This is a genomic window from Alphaproteobacteria bacterium PA2, from assembly GCA_002256425.1.
Lineage (GTDB): Bacteria > Pseudomonadota > Alphaproteobacteria > Caulobacterales > Caulobacteraceae > Phenylobacterium.
Window position 1 is genome coordinate 1625512 of record NKIZ01000001.1, and the last position, 19489, is coordinate 1645000.

Annotated in this window: 20 protein-coding genes and 1 tRNA gene; 12 read left to right on the forward strand and 9 right to left on the reverse strand. The window is 63.4% G+C overall.

What is annotated here, in order from left to right; translation table 11 throughout:
- Positions 1–71 precede the first annotated feature (71 nt).
- The 4 genes from CFE28_07810 to ald all read right to left on the reverse strand — a co-directional run bounded on the left by CFE28_07810 (position 72) and on the right by ald (position 4319).
- On the reverse strand, positions 72–1208 hold the full coding sequence (locus CFE28_07810) for a hypothetical protein (protein ID OYU69908.1): 1137 nt from the start codon (positions 1206–1208) through the stop codon (positions 72–74).
- Positions 1187–1507, reverse strand: coding sequence for a 2Fe-2S ferredoxin (locus tag CFE28_07815; GenBank protein OYU69909.1), 321 nt, complete (start codon positions 1505–1507; stop codon positions 1187–1189). The genes CFE28_07810 and CFE28_07815 overlap by 22 nt, the downstream gene beginning before the upstream one ends.
- Positions 1508–1716: 209 nt before the next feature.
- On the reverse strand, positions 1717–3078 hold the full coding sequence (locus CFE28_07820) for a hypothetical protein (protein OYU69910.1): 1362 nt from the start codon (positions 3076–3078) through the stop codon (positions 1717–1719).
- A 125-nt stretch (positions 3079–3203) separates the two neighbouring features.
- Positions 3204–4319 carry an alanine dehydrogenase gene (ald, locus tag CFE28_07825; GenBank protein OYU69911.1) on the reverse strand — a complete coding sequence of 372 codons (1116 nt, stop codon included), beginning with the start codon at positions 4317–4319 and terminating at the stop codon, positions 3204–3206.
- Between the two features lie 152 nt (positions 4320–4471).
- On the opposite strand from ald, the gene CFE28_07830 reads away from it, so the two are divergent.
- The 3 genes from CFE28_07830 (at position 4472) to CFE28_07840 (ending at position 7660) form a co-directional block, all read left to right on the forward strand.
- Positions 4472–4930, forward strand: coding sequence for an AsnC family transcriptional regulator (locus tag CFE28_07830; GenBank protein OYU69912.1), 459 nt, complete (start codon positions 4472–4474; stop codon positions 4928–4930).
- Between the two features lie 81 nt (positions 4931–5011).
- Positions 5012–5605 carry a malonic semialdehyde reductase gene (locus tag CFE28_07835; GenBank protein ID OYU69913.1) on the forward strand — a complete coding sequence of 198 codons (594 nt, stop codon included), beginning with the start codon at positions 5012–5014 and terminating at the stop codon, positions 5603–5605.
- Positions 5606–5680: 75 nt separating this feature from the next.
- The gene (locus CFE28_07840; protein OYU69914.1) at positions 5681–7660 is read left to right on the forward strand and encodes a hypothetical protein; all 1980 of its coding nucleotides are present in this window, start codon (positions 5681–5683) and stop codon (positions 7658–7660) included.
- Between the two features lie 52 nt (positions 7661–7712).
- On the opposite strand, the gene CFE28_07845 is transcribed toward CFE28_07840, so the two are convergent.
- Together CFE28_07845 and CFE28_07850 are read right to left on the reverse strand one after the other, a co-directional pair.
- On the reverse strand, positions 7713–10052 hold the full coding sequence (locus CFE28_07845; GenBank protein ID OYU69915.1) for a hypothetical protein: 2340 nt from the start codon (positions 10050–10052) through the stop codon (positions 7713–7715).
- Between the two features lie 177 nt (positions 10053–10229).
- Positions 10230–10607, reverse strand: coding sequence for a glyoxalase (locus tag CFE28_07850; protein ID OYU69916.1), 378 nt, complete (start codon positions 10605–10607; stop codon positions 10230–10232).
- 132 nt (positions 10608–10739) lie between these two features.
- On the opposite strand from CFE28_07850, the gene CFE28_07855 reads away from it, so the two are divergent.
- The gene (locus CFE28_07855) at positions 10740–11606 is read left to right on the forward strand and encodes a hypothetical protein (GenBank protein ID OYU69917.1); all 867 of its coding nucleotides are present in this window, start codon (positions 10740–10742) and stop codon (positions 11604–11606) included.
- A 45-nt stretch (positions 11607–11651) separates the two neighbouring features.
- Here CFE28_07855 and CFE28_07860 read toward each other — a convergent pair.
- Positions 11652–11727, reverse strand: a tRNA-Lys gene (locus tag CFE28_07860).
- 95 nt (positions 11728–11822) lie between these two features.
- Here CFE28_07860 and CFE28_07865 point away from each other — a divergent pair.
- Positions 11823–12170, forward strand: a complete 348-nt coding sequence (locus CFE28_07865; protein OYU71615.1) for an Hpt domain-containing protein — start codon at positions 11823–11825, stop codon at positions 12168–12170.
- Here CFE28_07865 and CFE28_07870 read toward each other — a convergent pair.
- Positions 12167–13123 (reverse strand): LysR family transcriptional regulator, encoded by a 957-nt coding sequence (locus CFE28_07870; protein OYU69918.1) that lies wholly within the window; start codon positions 13121–13123, stop codon positions 12167–12169. The genes CFE28_07865 and CFE28_07870 overlap by 4 nt on opposite strands.
- Before the next feature lie 175 nt (positions 13124–13298).
- On the opposite strand from CFE28_07870, the gene cobA reads away from it, so the two are divergent.
- Genes cobA through CFE28_07900 form a run of 6 tightly spaced genes read left to right on the forward strand, consistent with a single transcriptional unit; the run spans position 13299 to position 18222 of the window.
- Positions 13299–14138, forward strand: coding sequence for a uroporphyrinogen-III C-methyltransferase (gene cobA, locus CFE28_07875; GenBank protein ID OYU69919.1), 840 nt, complete (start codon positions 13299–13301; stop codon positions 14136–14138).
- Positions 14135–14494 (forward strand): hypothetical protein, encoded by a 360-nt coding sequence (locus tag CFE28_07880; GenBank protein OYU69920.1) that lies wholly within the window; start codon positions 14135–14137, stop codon positions 14492–14494. The genes cobA and CFE28_07880 overlap by 4 nt, the downstream gene beginning before the upstream one ends.
- Positions 14495–14504: 10 nt before the next feature.
- Entirely contained in the window at positions 14505–16160 is a 1656-nt protein-coding gene (locus tag CFE28_07885) for a sulfite reductase (protein OYU69921.1), read from the forward strand.
- Positions 16144–16638, forward strand: a complete 495-nt coding sequence (locus tag CFE28_07890) for an oxidoreductase (protein OYU69922.1) — start codon at positions 16144–16146, stop codon at positions 16636–16638. The genes CFE28_07885 and CFE28_07890 overlap by 17 nt, the downstream gene beginning before the upstream one ends.
- 14 nt (positions 16639–16652) lie before the next feature.
- A complete protein-coding gene (locus CFE28_07895) occupies positions 16653–17390 on the forward strand; it encodes a phosphoadenosine phosphosulfate reductase (GenBank protein OYU69923.1) in 738 nt (245 codons plus the stop codon).
- 25 nt (positions 17391–17415) lie between these two features.
- Positions 17416–18222, forward strand: a complete 807-nt coding sequence (locus CFE28_07900; protein OYU69924.1) for a ferredoxin--NADP(+) reductase — start codon at positions 17416–17418, stop codon at positions 18220–18222.
- Here CFE28_07900 and CFE28_07905 read toward each other — a convergent pair.
- Positions 18219–18704, reverse strand: a complete 486-nt coding sequence (locus tag CFE28_07905) for a hypothetical protein (protein OYU69925.1) — start codon at positions 18702–18704, stop codon at positions 18219–18221. The genes CFE28_07900 and CFE28_07905 overlap by 4 nt on opposite strands.
- Before the next feature lie 162 nt (positions 18705–18866).
- Between CFE28_07905 and CFE28_07910 the strand changes: the two genes are divergently transcribed.
- Positions 18867–19454, forward strand: coding sequence for a glutathione S-transferase (locus CFE28_07910; protein ID OYU69926.1), 588 nt, complete (start codon positions 18867–18869; stop codon positions 19452–19454).
- Positions 19455–19489 lie beyond the last annotated feature (35 nt).

The window sequence follows — 19489 nt, forward strand, 5'->3', positions numbered from 1 at the left end:
CGATCTTCCTTGAGGCGATCCGACGCCCGCCGGAAGCCAGGTCCGGGGGCGTCGGTCTTGCGGTCCGGATGTCAGGCGGCGATCGGGTCGCCACCTTCCATCGCATGCAGGATGCGGGGATCATCGAAGATCGGGATGCCGGCTTCGTCGTACTTCTTGCGTACGGTCGGGGTCAGCAGGCCGACGCGAGCCAGGGCGGGCATCATCAGGTCCTTCACCGAGTGGATCTGACCTGGAGGCAGTTCCTGGGTGATGCCGGCTTCCTGGGCTTCCTGCAGGCCCTTGAAGAAGTCCTTATGGTCAATGCCGCTGTTGTCGAGCACGGACAGGAAGCCGGGGTCGACCTGGCTGGCTATGGTGCCGGCCGTGCCGCCGCGGGTCAGGATGTTGACGGCCTGGAAGGCGAATTCCGCCAGATCCTCCACCTCTTCTTCCGGCAGTTTGGCGATGACCGGGCCCAGATAGGCATGCCCGAAGGACACATGGCGGGACTCATCGCGCATGACATTGAAGGTCAGCTTCTTGAGCAGTTCGCACTGGGTGGTGCGGTACATGTTGTTGAAGGCGCCCAGGGCCAGGCCCTCGACGATCATGTTCATGCCGATCATGACCTTCTCATAGCGATCTGACTGCAGGGTCGCGTCGATGAGCGACTTCAGCATGACCGACATGGGATAGATGATGGCGATCTTGTCGCAGTACTTGGCGTAGACCTCGACGTGGCGGGCCTCATCCATGGTCTGGGTGGCGGCGTAAAGCTTGGCCGTCGCGTCGGGCACGGAGTGGGTCACGCAGGCCGCCGTCATCAGGGCCCCCTGTTCGCCGTGCAGGAACTGCGAGAGCAGCTGCGCCGTGGAATGGGCCGTGAAGGTCTCCTGCTGCGACTTGGACAGCTTACTGAAGAACGGCATGCGGTGGTAAACGTCTGACCGGTCATTGATCAGCGGCTTGGACGGATCGACCATGGTGTCCCAGGGCAGGAGATCGTCGGAGTCCCACTGGTTCTGTTTGGCGCGCTTGTAGAGATCTTCGACCTTGTCGCCGGACATGATGTACTTGAACGTCCAGGCAATCGACATGGGATTCTTGTAGATGTCGTCCGGGTTCATGGTGACCTTCCAGTCACCAGAGGGTTGCATGCTATCAGTGATCGGCTTGTTCATGGCTGAGTTCCAATTTGACGTTGCTAGTATTGCCGAGCCGGGCATTTAACGACCAGATTTTCGAGACTGGCGTCGAGTTTGATCTGGCAACTCAGGCGGCTGTTTTCTTGAACGTCGAAAGCGAAATCGAGCATTTCGTGCTCGATCTCTTCCATGGGCGGCAGGCGCTGAAGCCCGCCGTCTTCGACATAGACATGGCAGGTCGCACAGGCGCAGGCCCCGCCGCAGTCGCCGTCTATTCCGGGAATTGTGAAGCGTTTGGCCCCATCCATCACCGATAGCCCGGCCGGCACATCAACATGATGCTCTGTGCCGCCAGCTTCGATGTAGGTGACCTTCACCATTCGCTTCCTCCCAATGGCCCTCCGACATGTGGAAGGTCACGACGCGCTGATCATTGCAGCGCAGGGGGCAGCTTAAAGATGACGGAGGCGTCATCTTTGATGCAGATCAACCTTGGTCGATTTGATCTGGTCATTCGCGCAATACAGAAAAGGCCGGTGCGGCCCTCTCGGGCGCCGCACCGGCCTGATGGGTCTGAACTCTGCGCCGGCTAGAGGATGACGTCGCCCGGCGTGACGGATCCTGACGCATTGGTCAGCATGATCTTTACATCGGCGATGCCATCGCCGTTGGTGTCGCCCAGCAGAACGACATTCTTGCCACTGACTTCATAGCGCAGTTCGCCAGCCACCTTGTGGAAGGCGGAGGAGCCGATGAGCGTGAAACCTTCGTTGGTCGCGGTTCCGGCCACGGCGTCCAGACCCGACAGGTCGATCCGGTCGCCCTGGGCGTGGGAGAAGTCGAGAATGGCGTTCCCGTTCCGGGCTATGCCGCCTTCAAAATCGCCAGGCGTGAAGACAAAGGTGTCCGCGCCGCCGCCGCCGATCAGGGTGTTGAGACCCGTTCCGCCCTGCAGGACATCATTGCCGTCACCCCCTGACAGGGTGTCGTTTCCGGCGTCACCAAACAGGGTGTCGGCATTGCCGCCGCCGCTGACCAGGTCGTTGCCGCCATTGCCATGCAGGATGTCGGCGCCCTTGCCGCCCTTCATGACGTCGCCCTTGTCGGAACCCTCCAGGGCGCCTCCGGCGTCTGTAGCCACGATGACCCGTGCGTCGCCGGACGAGGTCTCAGGCGGCTTGGTTCCTGTCGTCGGTTTCGTGTCGTCCGCGCCTGGCTGATCGCCGGACGGCTGTGTTTCCGGCTTTGTGTCGGGCCGGGGTTCAGTCTTGGTGTCTGTCTTCGGGTCGGTCGTCTTGTGATCAGATCCTGCTGAGGGCGTTTCCGGCGTGTCGGGCTTTTCCGGTGTCTCGGGCTTTTCAGGTGTCTCCGGCTTGTCCGGCTTTTCGGGGGTGTCGGTGAGGGTCTTCACCTCAACGCCGCTGATATCGTGGACATTGTTGCCGGTCATGGCGATCTGGTCCTTGGCCCCGCCAAGCACGACATTCTTGAGTTGCTGGATCTCTGAATTGCTGATGACCACGCCGGCGCTCTTGTAGACGGCGAAGGCGCTCACATCATTGGTCGCCTTACCGTCGAGGGAGCCATGAATGTTCAGATGGTCAAAGGTGATGTTCGTCGATTGCGCCACCTTGAACGGGATATCGCCCTTGGCTGCGTCCGCCACGAATTCCAGGCCGGTGAAGGTCAGGCCGTTGGCATTGTAGACCACCAGATTCTTCAGGACGGCCTGGTGCGCTGGATCCTGCGAGGTGATTGTGATGCCCGAAACCTTCAGCTCGGCAATTTTCAGGCCTGAATAGGTGCCTGACGCCAGGGCGATAGTGTCGCCCGATTGGGCCGATTTCAGCGCTTTGGCGAAGCTGATGGCGCCGTCAACATTGAATGTCGTCATGGCATGATCTCCACGGTCGGATCCGGATTTGGGAGGGCGCGGGTCGAGCCACGCCATCCAGCAGGCGGGCCTTAAAACACAGGCGCCGTTCTCGTTCCGTGAAGGTGCTTGGTTACCAATGGTGAATCCGGAGCCTCATTGGAATGACGGTTTCCGGGGTTCCCATCGCCTGAGCCGTGGGTTCAGCTCAGAATCGAAGCGCGCGACGTGAAGGCATAGCCCAGGTCCTGGGCGACCGCTTCATAGGTCAGCTTTCCCTGGTGTACATTCAAGCCATTGGCGAGATCAGGGTCAGCCCTGAGGGCTTCCCGCCACCCCAGGTTGGCGATCTTCAGGGCATGGGGGAGCGTGACATTGTTGAGGGCGTAGGTGCTGGTCCTGGCCACAGCGCCTGGCATGTTGGCGACGCAATAGTGGACAATGCCGTCGACCACGAAGGTCGGTTGGGCGTGCGTGGTGGCGTGACTGCTCTCAAAACAGCCGCCCTGGTCGATGGCGACGTCCACCAGCACGGCGCCAGGCTGCATGGTCGCCAGCATGTCCCGGCTCACCAGCTTTGGCGCTGCCGCGCCGGGTATCAGCACGGCCCCGATCACCAGATCCGCCCCAGCCACGCCTTGCGCCAGATTGGCCTTGCTGGCGAAGCAGGTCTTGGCCTTCGCGCCGAAATGGTTGGCGAGGCGTTCGAGGACATCGGGGTTCCGGTCGAATATGGTCACGTCGGCGCCCATGCCGACGGCCATCTGCGCCGCGTTGAAGCCGACCACTCCGCCCCCGATGATCGCCACCTTCGCCGGGGTAACGCCCGGGACGCCGCCGAGCAGGACCCCGCGACCGCCGTGGGCCTTTTCAAGGGCGGTCGCGCCCGCCTGGATCGACATGCGGCCGGCCACCTGGCTCATGGGCTTGAGCAGGGGAAGACCGCCCGTTGGGGAGGTGACGGTTTCATAGGCGATGGCCGTCACCCCGGAGGCCAGGAGCTCTGCGGTCTGTTCCGGATCAGCCGCCAGATGCAGATAGGTGAAGAGAACCTGGCCCTCGCGAAGCATTGCGCGCTCCGAGGCATGGGGTTCCTTGACCTTGACCACCATTTCAGCTGCGGAAAACACCGCCTCGGCGCTGGCGACCATGGTGGCGCCGTGGGCGACATAGTCGGCGTCACTGGCGCCAATACCTGCGCCGGCATTGGTTTCCACAAGGACCTCGTGACCATGGGCGACCAGTTCGCCGACGCTCTCCGGGGTCAGGCCGACCCGATACTCGTGGTTCTTGATTTCCCGGACCGTTCCGACGCGCATCTGCCTCTCCCTGGGGCACCCCGAGCCAGCGGGGGCCTGATCTGCCCAAGAGAATATTCCTCCGGATATGCCAAGTGTCACCGAATGCGAGAGTATCTCGGTTTGAAATCGGGAAGAATTCGTGGGATTGGAGGAAAAAACGGGAAAGAACTATGGATCGCTTTGATCGCGCCATTCTGCGAGAGCAGCAAATCACCTCCAGTCGCTCCATCGCCGAACTGGCCGAAGCGGTCGGCGTCTCCCCATCGGCCTGTCACCGCAGGCTGCGCGCCCTGGAACAATCCGGGGTCATTGCCGGCTATGCAGCGCGCCTGGACCCCGGCAAGCTGGGCCTGGCGGCGGAAATCTTTGTCGAGATCACCCTCGCCAGTCAGAGCCGCGAGGCCATGGACGCCTTCGAGGCCGCGGTGGGGCGGTTTGATGACATACTGGAGTGCCATCTCACGTCGGGCGCAGCCGATTACATTCTGCGGGTCGCCGCTGAGAACCTGCAGCACTTTGACTCAATCCACCGCGATTGTCTGGCGCGCCTGCCCGGCGTTTCATCCATGCGGTCCAGTTTCTCGATCCGGACCATCAAACGCATGCGCGGATTTCCTGTCCGGGCGTAACTGAGCCCGGATGCCAGCCCATTTGACATGGGGCAGCGGATTTGCATTGAGGAACCAAGGCCCCCACGCAGGAAACCAGCCATGACCACGCCACTCAGCGACGCCGCCCTCGACCAGCTTTTCACAAACGCCCGGACCCGCAATGGGTGGACGGACAAGCCGGTCAGCGATGAGCTGATCCACAAGCTGTACGACCTGGTGAAGTTTGGGCCGACGGCCCTGAACGCCTGCCCGGCGCGCTTTGTCTGGGTGCGGAGCGAGGAGGGGAAGAAGACCCTCTCGGACCTGTCGTCAGAGGGCAATCGCGCCAAGATCCTGGCCGCACCGCTCACGGCCATTGTCGGCTATGACCTGGACTTCTCGGAAAAGCTTCCAGAGCTCTTCCCGGCCCGGGGCGAAGCCATGAAGCCCATGTTCAAGAACCCTGCCGTCGCCGAGCCCATGGCCTTCCGCAACAGCACCCTGCAGGGCGCCTATCTGATCCTGGCCGCCCGGGCTCTGGGTCTGGACGCCGGGCCCATGTCCGGCTTCAACAATGCCGCAGTAGATGAGGCCTTCTTCGCGGGCACGGCCATCAAGTCGAACTTCATCTGCTGCCTGGGATACGGTTCGGATGAAAACCTCTTCCCGCGCAATCCCCGCCTCTCGTTTGAGGATGCTGGGCGTCTGGCATAGGGTCAGGGATACCCGACACCCGTCGGGCTTCCTGGCGAATGCCGACAATTGGGGCATTGTCGCCGGTTTGGCTTCATGATCTCCTTCTTCCGACAAGGCCGCCATCCGAGCGGCCAGCAGGAGGAGGGCAAGATGCTGAAAAAGGGCATTCTGTTTTCGGCGACGGCTTTGGGCCTGTCCCTGGTGGGGGCCGGCACACTCGGCGCATCCCGACCTGCAGCTCTCGCGAAACCAGTCGCGCCACGCGCAGGTTCAGCAGCCGGAGCTCCCATGGGGAGCGAACTGCGGTTGCCGGGCTATAATGCTGAACGCAATGCCTATTTCGGCGATCTGCATGTCCACACCTATCTGTCGAACGACGCCTATATCTCCAATGTCCGGCGCACCCCTGATGACGCCTACCGCTTCGCCAGGGGGCAGACCCTGACCCATGCCAGCGGGTTCCAGATCCGACTTGAAGGCGGGCCCCTGGACTTCGTCGCGGTCACCGACCATTCGGAATACCTCTCGGCCATTCGTGAGGCCGCCGACCCGAACAGTCCCCTGGGTAAGCTGGACTTTGTCAAACGGCTGTTCACGACCAACCCGGCCGAGATGCAGAAGGCCTTCTCCGCCTTTGTAGAGGGCAGCCACGGCGGAACCCTGCCCAAGGGGTTTGAGGACCCCGGCATCGTCTCGCGGGGGTGGCGCGAAGTGCAGGACGCCGCCGCAAGGAACTATGTTCCTGGCCGGTTCACCACCCTGGTGGGCTATGAGTACACGTCTGTCCCGGACGGACGTAACAACCACCGGAACGTCTTCTTCAGGTCAGCCAGAACGCCAACGGCGCCGTTTGCGGCGACCCAGTCCGCCAATCCGGAAGATCTGTGGCGGGCCATGGACGGCTGGCGTAGCCGGGGGATCGACGCCCTGGCCATCCCTCACAACGCCAATGGCAGCGACGGGTTGATGTTCGACTCTGTCCGGATGAATGGCAAACCCATTGACCGGGCCTATGCGGAACTGCGCGCGCGCAATGAACCGCTTGCCGAGATCACCCAGATCAAAGGCACATCGGAAACCCACCCGACCCTGTCGCCTAATGACGAGTGGGCGAACTTTGAAATCATGGAGCGGTATATCGGCCAGGATAAACCTGTGACCCGGTTCCATGGCGGTTATGTGCGGCGGGCTCTGGAGGATGGCCTGGTCTTCCGGGACAAGCTGGGGGTCAATCCCTTCAAGCTGGGATTCATCGGCTCGTCGGACAACCACAATGCTTCTCCGGGCGCCGTGGAAGAGCGCAACTATTTTGGCGCCTCAGGCGGCAGGGACGGCAAGCCTACCGTCCGTGACGGCGTCCCCGCCGGCGGCTCGAAGACCTGGGAAGGCGGCGGAGCTGGCCTGATCCGTCAGGTGCGGGGCGCCAGCGGCCTTGCGGGTGTCTGGGCCGAACAGAATACCCGGGATGCCATATTCTCAGCCCTCAAACGCCGGGAGACCTTTGCTACATCCGGGCCCCGGATCCGGGTTCGCTTCTTTGCGGGCTACGACTTTCCCCGTGATCTCGCCGGCCGGCGGGATGCTGTTCGCTACGCCTATGCGCACGGGACTCCCATGGGTGGGGACCTGCTGCCGGCCAGGCAGGGTCAGCCCAGCTTTCTGGTGATGGCGGTGCGTGATCCCGGATCGGCCCATCTGCAAAGGGCCCAGATCGTGAAGGGCTGGGTGGAAAACGGCCAGGCCCGGGAACGGGTCTTTGATGTCGCCTGCTCTGATGGATTGAAGGTGGACGGCGCAAGCGGCCGATGCCCGGACAACAAGGCTGGCGTTGATCTGCGGACCTGTCAGCCGGATCGTTTCAAGGGCGATGTCGAGCTGCGGGCAAACTGGTCTGATCCGACATTCAAGCCAGGACAGCGCGCCTTCTATTATGTGCGGATTATCGAAAATCCGACCTGTCGCTGGTCGACCTGGGACGCCTTGCGAAACGGCACTCCGCCCAATCCCAAACTGCCGGCTCTGATCAACGAGCGGGCCTGGTCATCGCCCATCTGGTACGAGCCCAGGGCCTGATGACCAGAAGGGTTTGCCCGGCGCAGGACAGACCTGCGCCGGGCCGGGACGTCTAGAACCTGAACTTGGCTTCCAGGTCGATCTGCTGCGGCTCATTGAGCGTGCAGCGCAGGACGGTGCCACCAGTGACCGAATTGTTGAGACCAAAGGCGGCGTTGTTCGGTTGCGCAAAAATGCCGGTGCAGAAGGACTTGTTGGCCAGGTTCTGGCCGACGAGGGCGACTTCCCACTTTTCGTCGGGGCCCCGCAGCGAAACCCGACCGCCAAAGAGCTGATAGCCGGCCTGCATGGCGTCCGGATTGTTGTCACCGGCTGAGGCCAGGCTCTGACGGGACACAAAGCTCATGTCACCGCGAACCATCCAGCTCCAGCCATTCTCAAGGCGTCCCACATACTGGGCCGAGGTCGCGCCTTGCCAACGGGGGGAATAGGGCAGGCGTTGCCCGGTCAGGTCCTGCGGGGTCGTGAAGGCGGGCAGGGGCGGGGCGCCCTTGAACACCAGGTACTTGGAGTCGAGGAAGGCCGCTGACAGGGTCAGGGTCAGTGGGGGGATCGGACGGGCGAGGGCGTCAAACTCCAGGCCCTGCTGCCGGACGGTTCCGTTGTTCTGGGTCTTGAAGGTGACGCCGTCGAAGCTGCGGAACTGGAGGTCCTGAACCTTGGTCCGGTACAGCGTGGCGTTTGCAATCAGCCGGCGGTCAAACCACTGCGACTTGACGCCCAGCTCGACATTTTCCGTGGTCTCTGGACGGAAGGTCCGGTTTTTCGCGCCAACCGCAGCGGTGGTCGGAGGCGAGGAGTCAAACCCGCCCGACTTGAAGCCCGTGGAATAGCTGGCGAAAATCATCACGTCGTCCGAAGCTTGGTAGCTTCCGTTGAGACGGTAGGTGAACTTCTCGGCCTTTGTTGCGAGCAGGCTGACTTCAGGCGCCTGGGCTGCAATCGGATTGTTCTGCACCGATTTCATGATCCCCGACTTGTCGTCGTGGGTGTAGCGGATGCCGCCCGTGAACGAGAACTTTTCAGTGAGCTTGTAGGTCGCCTGGGTGTAGGCGGCCACGGACTCCGTGTCCTGCGAGAACCAGAGGCGGGTCGCCTGGACCTGGGGCGAAGCCTTGCAGAGGGTCAGACGAGCTGCGGTCGAGGTATTCCTGATGAAGATGTCGCAATAGGCCGGCGGCAGATCGATGTTCTGGCCAATGTCATAGGCCTCGTTGAAATAGTACAGGCCAGCGACGTAGCTCAGCTTGCCGTCGAGGATGGTCTCCGGCGACAGCAGCTGCAGCTCTTCGGTGTGGGTCTGGCTGTCATAGAAGCCGGTCCTGTGCTGGACCAGGATCGGCATGTTCTGGGCCGAGGCCTGGTACTGGATGTCCTTCCAGTCGCGATATGAGCTGATCCACTTCACCTGATAGCCATCCGCAAGGTTCCAGGTGAGGTCGCTGGAGAAACCGTTCTGGTAGTCCTTGAGATCGCCATCGGTGTTCTGGCGGACATGGCGATTGAAGGTGCCCGTCAGGTAAGGGGTCACGCCGGGGAGCGGGCCTGCGCCATCAGGATCCAGGCGGGTCGCCCAGTTCGAGGCCGCCAGAGGCGTGACCGTATTCTCGACCACGGTGATCGTGTTGTAGCCGTCACCGCTGAGGTTGACATAGTCGCCCCGCAGCAACCAGGTCAGCTGGTCTGTGATGTTCCACTTGAAGGAGCCGCGAACCGAGACCCCGTCCTTCCGTCCGATCCGCTTGCCGGTCAGGTCATTGCGGTCAAAACCGTCGCCCTTGTAGGCCAGGACGGACAGGCGGGCCGCCATGTCGTCATTGATCGGGGCGTTCACGATCGCAGAAACCCGCTGCCGCCCATAATTGCCGGAGCTGGCGGTCAGCTGGGCCGAGTAATCCCGCTGGGGCTCGGTTGTCCGCAGGAGCAGGGCGCCCATGGAAGCGTTACGGCCGAAGAGGGTGCCCTGAGGGCCGCGCAGGACTTCGACCGACGAAATGTCATTGAGGCCCGGCAGGAGCGTGCCGATCCGGGGGATGTACACCCCGTCCAGGAAGGAGGCGACGCTGGGCTCGACTGCGGAATTGCCGCCGGTCCCGATCCCGCGGATCTGGATCCGGGTATTGGCGGTCTGGGATGAGGTTGCGATGTTCAGGGCCGGGGTGATCCGGCGCAGGTCGCGGATATCCTGGATGCCCGCGGCCTTCAGCGTCTCGCCGCTGAATGCGGTCACTGAAATGGGAACGCTCTGGACGTTTTCGGCACGCTTTTGGGCCGTGACCACAACTTCTGAGAGGCCGACATCTTCCCCGCCAGCCGCTTTCTGGCTTTGGGCGAGCGCCGGGCTGCTGATGGCGATGAGTGCGGCCGAGGCCAGCAGGATCTGACGATTCATTTGGAATTCCCCCTAACGGGAGAATGTCAGCCTGGATTCCGGCCGTATCAGTGTCTCCCTGCCTGAAGTCTGCCACAGGTCAGGCGCAGGTCAATACTCTGCACAGGTTGTAGCGAACACGCAGGTTGGCAGGCGGCGGCGGGTGGCTGTCGAACCCTCCCGCCGCCGCGCGACCTTTTAACCCATGCGGTGCAGGGCGCAGAGCTTGTTGCCGTCCGGATCGCGCAGATAGGCAAGGTACATCTTGCCCATGCCGCCGGCGCGCTCGCCGGGGGGATCTTCACAGGTGGTTCCGCCATTGGCGACACCCGCCGCATGCCAGGCGTCGGCCTGTTCCGGGGTCGAGCAGGCAAAGCCGATGGTGCCGCCATTGGCATGGGTGGCCGGCTCGCCATTGATGGGCTGGCTGATGGAAAACACGCCGGTGGGGGTCATGTAGAACATGCGGTGGCCGTCAATCACAGCCGGGCCGACCCCGAGGGTTCCGAGCACGGCGTCATAGAAGGTCTTGGCCTTCTCGAGGTTATTGGTTCCAAGCATGATGTGAGAGAACATTGCGGTTTCCTTCCTGACTTTTCGCGCAGGGTCCCTTGACCCCGGGCGCCGGTCTTGCCGAGGTGAGGCTTGTTTCACGGTCGAGGCCCCGACCGCAAGTCCGGGCAGGCGTCAGGGCCAAAGGAGTTTCAAATGCCATTTCCAGCAACAAAGGTAGGGCTGGCCCTGGACCCCAGGGAAACTGAACTCACCCCGCGCACCGCCCTGGCCTATGCTGCGGGCCTGGGCGCCTGCGAGCCGGCCTTTCTGGATGACGCCGCTACGGCAGGACTGGCGGCCTTGCCCTTCTTCTGTGTCTCGCCGGAATGGCCAGTGGTCCTGTCCATGCGCCGCCTGCTCGGCGCGTCCCTGAGGCCAGAAGAGGCCCAGAGGGCCGTTCACGCCGTCCAGGACTCAAGCTTTCACAGGCCAATGCGGCCCGGGGACAGGCTGGTCACGGAGGGAAGACTGGTATCGGCCACTGAGATCCGGTCGGGGGTTCTGGCGATCTGCAAGCTGGAGACCCGGGATCACCTTACGGGAGAGCCTGTCACCACCACCTGGACCAGTTCGATCTATCGCGATGTGCGCCTGGACGGTGCGGGCGTGACCCTTGAAACGCCTCCAGCCCTGCCTGAACAGGTCGCCGCGCCTCTGGGCCCGAACGCCAGGTCCACCCGCATTCCCATTCCTCGGGAAATGCCGCACGTCTATTCGGAATGCGCAGACATCTGGAACCCCATCCACACCGAACGCGCCGTAGCCCTGGCCGCCGGCCTGCCGGACATCATCCTGCACGGGACTGCGACCTGGGCCCTGGCCGGCCTGACGATCCTGCGGCAGGAGGCCGACTGTGATGTCGCACGGCTGAAGCGCATGACAAGCCGGTTCTCGGGCATGATCATTCCTGGCGAGACCATTGAGGTTCGCCATGAGGCAGGAGAGGGCGGATTGATCCGGTTCGAAGTCCGGGCAGAATCCGGCGCCCTTGCCATCAGTCAGGGCGCGGCCTGGCTCTAGGCCATACTGTCATTGGGTTCTGAGAGGGGATATCCACCAGTCGCGTGGTGGGTGCAGTAGGATTCGAACCTACGACCCGCTGATTAAGAGTCAGCTGCTCTACCAACTGAGCTATGCACCCATGCGCGTTCCGAACACTTTGCGGTGGTCGGCGGCAAGGGCGCGGAACATACTGGAAGCGGCGCCGAAAGCAAGGCGCGAAAACGGAAGATTCTCATGGCGAAGCGGAACCTCAGCGGGGCGGTCAATTTCACCTATCTGGAGGACTATACCGCCGGCGACGCCCAGGTGATCGATGAGGTGCTGAGCCTGTTCAGGGAACAGGCCCAGGTCTGGCTGCCCCTGCTGGATCCCGGCGTCGAGGGCTGGAAGGATGCTGTCCACACGATCAAGGGTACAGCACGGGCCGTGGGCGCCTTTGACCTGGGGGATATGTGTCAGGTCTGCGAGAACGAAGGCCCCCACCGTTTGGTCGCCGTGCGGGACGCGCTTGACCTGGCCCTGCAGGATGTCGCCGCCTACGCCCACGAGCGGGCGCTGAACTTCCTCAAAGGCAAGGCCTAGATCCCGGATCCGTTGTCCAGGGCGCGAAGGGCTTCTTCATGGGCCGCGGCCTCGGCCGCAATCCAGCTGATGAAGGCCTTTACCTGGGGCAGGCGGCCCTTGGCCTTGGGGTGGACCAGATAATAGGCAAAATCCACGGCTGTTGAGATCTGCAAGGGCGAGATCAGCCGGCCGGCGTCCAGATCATCCTGGGCGATGGTGCGCTTGGCCAGGGCGACTCCGCGGCCATTGACCGCGGCCTCGATCACCAGGCTCGACTGGTTGAAGCGTGGCCCGCGGGCGCCATCAACGCTCTTGAGGCCTCGCGCAGCCAGCCACATGGTCCAGTCCGGGCAGCTGTCGTCAGGATCGGGCGAGCCATCATGCAGCAGGACATGATTGGCCAGGTCCTTGGGGTCATTGAGAGGGGTCTGGGCGTGCAGCTCGGGGCTGATCACCGGGATGACGGTCTCACCGATCAGGCGGTGGACCTCGAGGCCCGGATAGCGGCCGCCGCCATAGCGGATGGCCACATCAACTTCTCCAGCCGACAGATCGACCAGATCCAGTCCTGCCGACAGCCAGACATCCACCTGGGGGTGCTTCTGCTCAAAGCTGCCCAGGCGCGGCACCAACCACTTGGCGGCGAAGGAAGGGGCGGCGGTGAGGGTCAGGCGCCGACCATCCACGGCCGCTGTCAGCATGGATGCCGCTTCGGCCAGGCGGTCAAAGGCCTCGCGGAGGGCCGGCAGGGCGGTCTGGGCGGCGTCTGTGAGCAACAGCCCCTTGGGCGTGCGCTTGAAGAGCGGCGCGCCCACATAGTCTTCCAGGTTCTGGATCTGCTGGCTGACGGCGCCGGGGGTCACGGTCAGCTCGTCGGCGGCCCTGGAAAAATTGAGATGCCGGGCAGCGGCCTCAAAGGCCCGAAGGGCGTTCAGGGGCGGGAGCCGGCGACGGTCACTGCTTCTTTCCACGAGTTTTCCTGACAGCCCAAAGAGAAGTCCTGCGGTTGCGAGTTGGGCCTCCGCCGACCTATTTGCAAGGCTCGATTGCTGTATCAGCCGTCTTGTCGCAGTGGATTTTCGTCCTCTGAGGCGCATATGACGCAATCCGGCGGCGGTTCGAACGCGTATTAGAGAAGCTATTGCCATGTCCCGCCCTGTTTCGCCGAAATCCAAGGCCGGTCTGGTCCTCCTGCAGGGCGACAAGTCCAGAAATGCTGGCAGGGTCTGGCTGGTTGGCGCAGGTCCGGGAGACCCCGATCTGCTGACGGTCAAGGCCCTGCGGGTTCTGGGAACAGCCGATGTCGTGGTTCACGATGGCCTGGTCTCACCAGAGATCCTGGCCCTGGCGCCGCATTCAGCCCAGCTGATCTCGGTGGCCAAGCGCAAGTCGCGGCATACCTTCGCCCAGGACGAGATCAACGCCATGCTGGTGGCCTTCGCCCTGGAGGGCCTGACCGTGGTCCGGCTCAAGGGGGGCGACCCCTTCATCTTCGGCCGGGGCGGCGAAGAACTTGAGGCCTGCCGCGCCGCCGGTGTGGAGTGCCAGATCGTGCCCGGCGTTACGGCGGCCCTGGCGGCATCCGCCTCTGCGGGAGCGCCGCTGACCCATCGAACCTCAGCCCAGGCGGTGACCTTTGTCACCGGCCACGCTGCGCGCGATGAGGACCCCGATCTGGATTGGCCGGCCCTGGCCCGGGCCAACCACACGGTGGTGATCTATATGGGCCTGACGGCTGCCCCGAGAATTGCCGGGCGGCTCCTCGACGCCGGAAGGGCCGCATCGACCCCGGCCCTCATTGTGGTCGACGCCAGTCGACCTTCCGAACACAGGATCATCACAACCCTGGGCGACCTGGCGGCGGAGGCGGCGGAACTGTCTGGTCCGGCCCTTTTGATCGTGGGCGAGGCCATGGCCCTGGCACAGGCAGGCGATGTGGCGTGGGCTCCGGCCCTGAGTGAAGCAGTTGCGGGAGTTGGCGCATGAAGGCCCTGACGGCTAATCGTCTGACGGACGGTGAGGTGGTGTTCTGGAAGTCAGGGGCCTGGGTCGAGCGTTTCGCCGACGCCGAGCTGTTCGATGCCGACGAGCCCGCCCTCGAAGCTGAAGGCCGCGGCAAGGCCCAGCCGACTGTGGTGGTCGACGCCTACCTCATCGATCTGATCGAGAGCGAAGGCCTTTGGGCGCCGGTCAGCTATCGCGAGCGTATCCGGGCCCTCGGCCCGACCAATCACATGCACCACGGCAAGCAGGCTGAGGGCGGCGACGCCATTTCAGCCCTGCAGCATGCCCACGGCGCGGCCCGGTCTTCGGGCCGGGTCAATCTGATCAAGCGTAAGTAGGGGAGGGGGTATGTACCAGTACGACAGCCTCGATCGTGAAATCCTGGCCGACCGGTCCGCAGAGTTCCGGGACCAGGTCGAGCGCCGGCTTGCCGGTGAGATGACCGAAGACCAGTTCAAGCCCCTGCGCCTGATGAACGGCCTTTATCTCCAGCTCCACGCCTACATGCTGCGGGTGGCCATTCCCTATGGGTCCATGAGCGGCAAGCAACTGCATAAGCTGGCCGACATCGGGCGGCGGTATGACAAGGGCTATGGCCACTTCACCACGCGGACCAACCTGCAGTTCCATTGGGTGAAGCTGGCCGATACGCCGGACATTCTGGACGAACTGGCCAGCATCGACATGCACGCCATCCAGACCAGCGGCAACTGCATCCGCAATGTCACCGCTGACCCCTATGCCGGAGCCACTGCGGACGAGATCGATGACCCCCGGGTCTGGTCAGAGGCCATCCGGCAGTGGTCGAGCCTGCATCCGGAATTCTCGTTCCTGCCCCGCAAGTTCAAGATCGCCATCACCGCGTCTGCCAAGGACCGCACCGTCGCCAAGGCCCACGATATCGGTCTGATGGTCCGCCGGGCCCGGGACGGAACCCTGGGCTTTGAAGTGATCGTCGGTGGCGGCATGGGGCGGACGCCCTTCATTGGCCCGACCATCCGCGAGTTCCTGCCCGCCAACCGGCTGTTCTCGTATCTGGAGGCAATCCTGCGAGTCTACAACCGCCACGGCCGCCGGGACAATATCTACAAGGCCCGGATCAAGATCCTGGTCTCGGCCCTTGGCCGCGATGAGTTTGCGCGTCAGGTGGAAGAGGAGTGGGCCAAGGTCGGCGAGGCCGGCGACCTGCCGGACACCGAGATCGCCCGTATCCGCGGCGCCTTCGCCCCCCGGAACTTCGAGACCCTGCCGACAAGGTCTGAAGTCTATGAGGCGGCGCTTGCCAGCGACCGGGCTTTTGCGCGGTTCGCCCGCAACAACCTCAAGCCCCACAAGCGTCAGGGCTACACCATTGTCGAAATCTCGCTGAAGGCGATTGGCGAGACCCCTGGCGATGCATCTTCGGACCAGATGGACGTGGTCGCCGATCTGGCCGAGAAATATGGCCAGGACGATGTGCGGGTGACCCACGAGCAGAACCTGGTGCTGCCGCACGTGAAGCTGGACGATGCGCCGGCGGTCTTCAGGGCCCTGGCAGCCGTGGGCCTCGGGACGCCGAACATCAACCTCATCAGCGACATCATCGCCTGTCCTGGCCTGGATTACTGCGCCCTGGCCAATGCGCGGGCCATCATCGTCGCCCAGGACATTGCAAAGCGTTTTGCTGACCAGGACCGGGCCGAACAGGTGGGCGAGCTGAAGATCAAGATCTCCGGCTGCATCAATGCCTGCGGCCACCACCATGTGGGCCACATCGGCATTCTCGGCGTCGACAAGAAGGGGGAGGAATTCTACCAGCTCACCCTTGGCGGTTCAGGAGCGGAGGACGCCGCCATCGGCAAGATCCTCGGACCGGCTCTTCCCCTGGACAAGGTGACTGACGCCATCGACACCCTGGTTGAGGTCTACCTGCGTGAGCGTCAGGGCGAGGAACGCTTCCTCGACACCTATCGCCGGACCGGTGATGCGCCCTTCAAGGAGGCTGTCTATGCCGAAGCTCATTAAGCTCGCGGGCGGGGAGTTCGCCCTTGCAGACGATCCCTTCACCGCCGTCGCCGATGACCAGGATATCCCGGAAGGCGACGTGATCATTTCCTTCAGCCGCTTTCGGAGTGAAGGCGCCAGATTGCTGGGGGAAGGCCGTCGGGTCGGCGTCCGCATCGAGCCGGCGGAAGAGGTTGAGGCCCTGGCCGATGATCTTGCGACGCTGTCCGTGATCGCCCTGGCCTTTCCGAAATTCCGGGATGGTCGCGCCTTCACCTCGGCCCATCTGCTGAGCCAGCGCCTGGCATTCGGCGGCGAAATCCGTGCGGTGGGCGAGGTCCTGCTGGATCAGGCCGGTTACATGGTCCGGTGCGGCTTCAATGCCTTCGAGCCGGCCGATGGCGCGACGACCGCACAATGGTCTGCAGCCGTCCATCGCCATCGTCATGTCTATCAGAGGGCGGCCGACGCCCGCACGCCTGCCTTCCTCGAGCGGTAAGGGACCTAAGCGCCATGGCCTTCGATCAGGAAGAAACCACATCTCTGGCGATCCGCCTGGATGTGGAACTGCGCCATGCTGAACCGGCAGAAATCCTCAAGGCTGCAGTGGACGCCTTTGGAGACCGCCTGGCCCTGGTGTCGTCCTTTGGCGCTGAGTCGGCGGTGTTGCTGCATCTGGTCGCCCAGGTGAAGCCTGACATGCCGGTCATGTTCCTGGACACCGGCATGCTGTTCGCCCAGACCCTGGACTACCGCCGCAACCTGGCCGCCTGGCTGGGCCTGACGCGGGTGCAGGACCTGCGTCCGGCCTTTACGGATCTGGCGACAGCCGATCCCGACGCCAAGCTATGGCAGACTGATACCGACGGCTGTTGCCATGTGCGCAAGGTCCTGCCGCTGGATCGGGCCCTGACTGGCTATGAGGCCTGGATCACCGGCCGCAAACGTTTCCACGGCGGGGATCGTGTCAGCCTGCCTGTGGTCGAGGCCGCCGATCACCAGCTGAAATTCAATCCCCTGGCCAATTGGGGAAAAGCCGAGCTCGACACCTATATGGAGCTTCATCAGCTCCCGCCCCATCCCCTGGTGGCCCAGGGCTTCCCCTCCATCGGCTGCTGGCCCTGCACCCAGGCCGTCGAAGACGACAAAGATGTCCGGGCGGGCCGCTGGGCGGGTTCCGAAAAGACCGAATGCGGCATACATGTCGCCCGCGCGCCAGGCGCCGTCGCCAATGTCGGCGGCGACATCTAGCCTCGACGAACGAGAAGACCCGATCATGACCGAACCAACAGCGGCGCCGGCCGCCAAGAAGAGCGCGTTTCTGACGGAAACCGTGACCTGGACCCAGCACTGGACCGACCGGCTGTTTTCCTTCCGCACGACCCGCGATCCGGCCTTCCGCTTCCAGAGCGGCCAGTTCGTCATGGTGGGCCTGGAAGTCGACGGCAAACCCCTGCTGCGCGCCTATTCCATCGCCAGCCCGTCCTGGCATGAAGAGCTGGAATTCTATTCCATCAAGGTGCCGGACGGTCCCCTGACCTCTCGCCTGCAGGACATCAAGGTGGGCGACAAGGTGCTGATCGGGCGCAAGCCCACCGGCACCCTGGTTCTGGATGGCCTGAAGCCCGGCAAGCGGCTGTTCATGCTGGGCACCGGCACGGGCCTGGCGCCCTGGCTGAGCCTGGCCCGGGATCCGGAGGTCTATGACCGGTTCGATGAGGTCATTGTCACCCACACCGTGCGTCAGGTGGCCGACCTGAACTATCGGGACATGTTCGAAAAGGACCTGCCCAATGACGAGATCCTGGGCGAGATCATCGGCGACAAGCTGAGATACTACCCCACCGTGACACGGGAGCCCTTCAAGACCCAGGGCCGGATCACGGACCTCATCGCGTCAGGTCAGATGTGCCGCGACCTTGGCCTCCCGGATCTGGATCCCGCCACCGATCGGCTGATGCTGTGCGGCGGACCTTCGGTGCTTGCGGACTTGAAGGTTCTGCTGGAGTCCAAGGGATATGTGGAAGGCTCCCTGGCTGCACCAGGCGACTACGTGCTGGAACGGGCCTTCGTCGAAACCTAATTCGGCGGACAGCCCTTGAAGACGCCCACCGGGCTGACGGACAGCTTCGCCATGTTCAGCGGGCGCAGGTTGGACATGGAAGCTGCACTCATGCCGGTGAAAAGGTCGATCCGCGCGCCCTTGATCGCTCCCCCCGTATCCGAGGCGTACCAGTAGCCGTCGTGGGTCCCACCGTCCGGCATGGGCAGACCAACGGTTTCCTTGATGAACAACACGGTGCGCCGCGGGATGACCCGGGTGTCGATGGCGGCCGTTCGCATGGCGACAACCCGGCATCCCAGGGAATCCATTACCCCAACACCCCTTGCGCCGGCATGGTAGAGGGAGGCCTTGAGCTGGTAGGTCGGGGATCCTGGCAGGGTTCCGGTCAGAAGGCCCAGCAGCACATCGCCAATCGGGTCATTCGGGGCTGGTTCAGCATGGGCCAGGCCCGCAAGTGCGAGAAAAGGCAGGGCGGCCAGGGCGGCGAGGCGGCGTCCCATGACGGCGTCCTCCTTCGTCGTTGTTCTGTCAGCGGTGGCCTTACTAGCCTCTGGCGGCGGGGCTCACAACTCATTGAGCGGTTCCGGACACTGTGCCGCATTTCCGGGGGTGGCCTTCTGCGTCTCTTGCGGTAGGTTCGCGGGACGTGAGGAGAGAGCAGATTGCGCGTTTACGGCGACTCGATTTCTGGAAACTGCCTGAAGGTCAAATGGACGGCCGACCGCCTTGGCCTGGGCTATGAATGGGTTGAGACCGACGTCCTGAAGGCCGAAACCCGGACACCTGAGTTCCTGGCGCTCAATCCGGCGGGCCAGGTTCCGCTGGTGGTCCTGGATGATGGTTGCCCCCTGGCCCAGTCCAACGCCATCATCCTTCATCTGGCCGAGACCTCCGCACTCGTGCCCCAGGACGCCTATGAGCGGGCAAAAATGCTGGAGTGGATGTTCTGGGAGCAATACAGCCACGAGCCCTATGTCGCCGTGGCCAGGTTCCAGGTCAGGTATCTCGGAAAGCCCGCTTCGGAGCTTGAAACCCGCCTTGTGGAGCGGGGAAATGCGGCCCTTGCGGTCATGGAGGCGGCCCTGGTGAAGTCATCCTTCCTGGTGGGTCAATCCATCAGCCTCGCCGACATCGCCCTGGTAGCCTATACGCGGATGGCGGGAGAGGGGGGCTTTGATCTTTCCCTCTACCCCCTGATTCAGGCCTGGATTCGGCGTGTTGAGTCAGAGCTGGGGCTTTCGCCACTCTGAGGCGCTTGCCTTCCGGCAGATTCCCCAGCACACCG

Coding starts and splice junctions, on each gene's coding strand:
- CFE28_07840 (OYU69914.1), top strand. CDS start 5,681: ATGATCTCCTTCTTCCGACAAGGCCGCCATCCGAGCGGCCAGCAGGAG.
- CFE28_07890 (OYU69922.1), top strand. CDS start 16,144: ATGCCGAAGCTCATTAAGCTCGCGGGCGGGGAGTTCGCCCTTGCAGAC.
- CFE28_07855 (OYU69917.1), top strand. CDS start 10,740: ATGCCATTTCCAGCAACAAAGGTAGGGCTGGCCCTGGACCCCAGGGAA.
- CFE28_07830 (OYU69912.1), top strand. CDS start 4,472: ATGGATCGCTTTGATCGCGCCATTCTGCGAGAGCAGCAAATCACCTCC.
- cobA (OYU69919.1), top strand. CDS start 13,299: ATGTCCCGCCCTGTTTCGCCGAAATCCAAGGCCGGTCTGGTCCTCCTG.
- CFE28_07905 (OYU69925.1), bottom strand. CDS start 18,704: ATGGGACGCCGCCTCGCCGCCCTGGCCGCCCTGCCTTTTCTCGCACTT.
- CFE28_07865 (OYU71615.1), top strand. CDS start 11,823: ATGGCGAAGCGGAACCTCAGCGGGGCGGTCAATTTCACCTATCTGGAG.
- CFE28_07815 (OYU69909.1), bottom strand. CDS start 1,507: ATGGTGAAGGTCACCTACATCGAAGCTGGCGGCACAGAGCATCATGTT.
- CFE28_07845 (OYU69915.1), bottom strand. CDS start 10,052: ATGAATCGTCAGATCCTGCTGGCCTCGGCCGCACTCATCGCCATCAGC.
- CFE28_07880 (OYU69920.1), top strand. CDS start 14,135: ATGAAGGCCCTGACGGCTAATCGTCTGACGGACGGTGAGGTGGTGTTC.
- CFE28_07900 (OYU69924.1), top strand. CDS start 17,416: ATGACCGAACCAACAGCGGCGCCGGCCGCCAAGAAGAGCGCGTTTCTG.
- ald (OYU69911.1), bottom strand. CDS start 4,319: ATGCGCGTCGGAACGGTCCGGGAAATCAAGAACCACGAGTATCGGGTC.
- CFE28_07820 (OYU69910.1), bottom strand. CDS start 3,078: ATGGCGTGGCTCGACCCGCGCCCTCCCAAATCCGGATCCGACCGTGGA.
- CFE28_07810 (OYU69908.1), bottom strand. CDS start 1,208: ATGCCCGGCTCGGCAATACTAGCAACGTCAAATTGGAACTCAGCCATG.
- CFE28_07885 (OYU69921.1), top strand. CDS start 14,505: ATGTACCAGTACGACAGCCTCGATCGTGAAATCCTGGCCGACCGGTCC.
- CFE28_07850 (OYU69916.1), bottom strand. CDS start 10,607: ATGTTCTCTCACATCATGCTTGGAACCAATAACCTCGAGAAGGCCAAG.
- CFE28_07835 (OYU69913.1), top strand. CDS start 5,012: ATGACCACGCCACTCAGCGACGCCGCCCTCGACCAGCTTTTCACAAAC.
- CFE28_07895 (OYU69923.1), top strand. CDS start 16,653: ATGGCCTTCGATCAGGAAGAAACCACATCTCTGGCGATCCGCCTGGAT.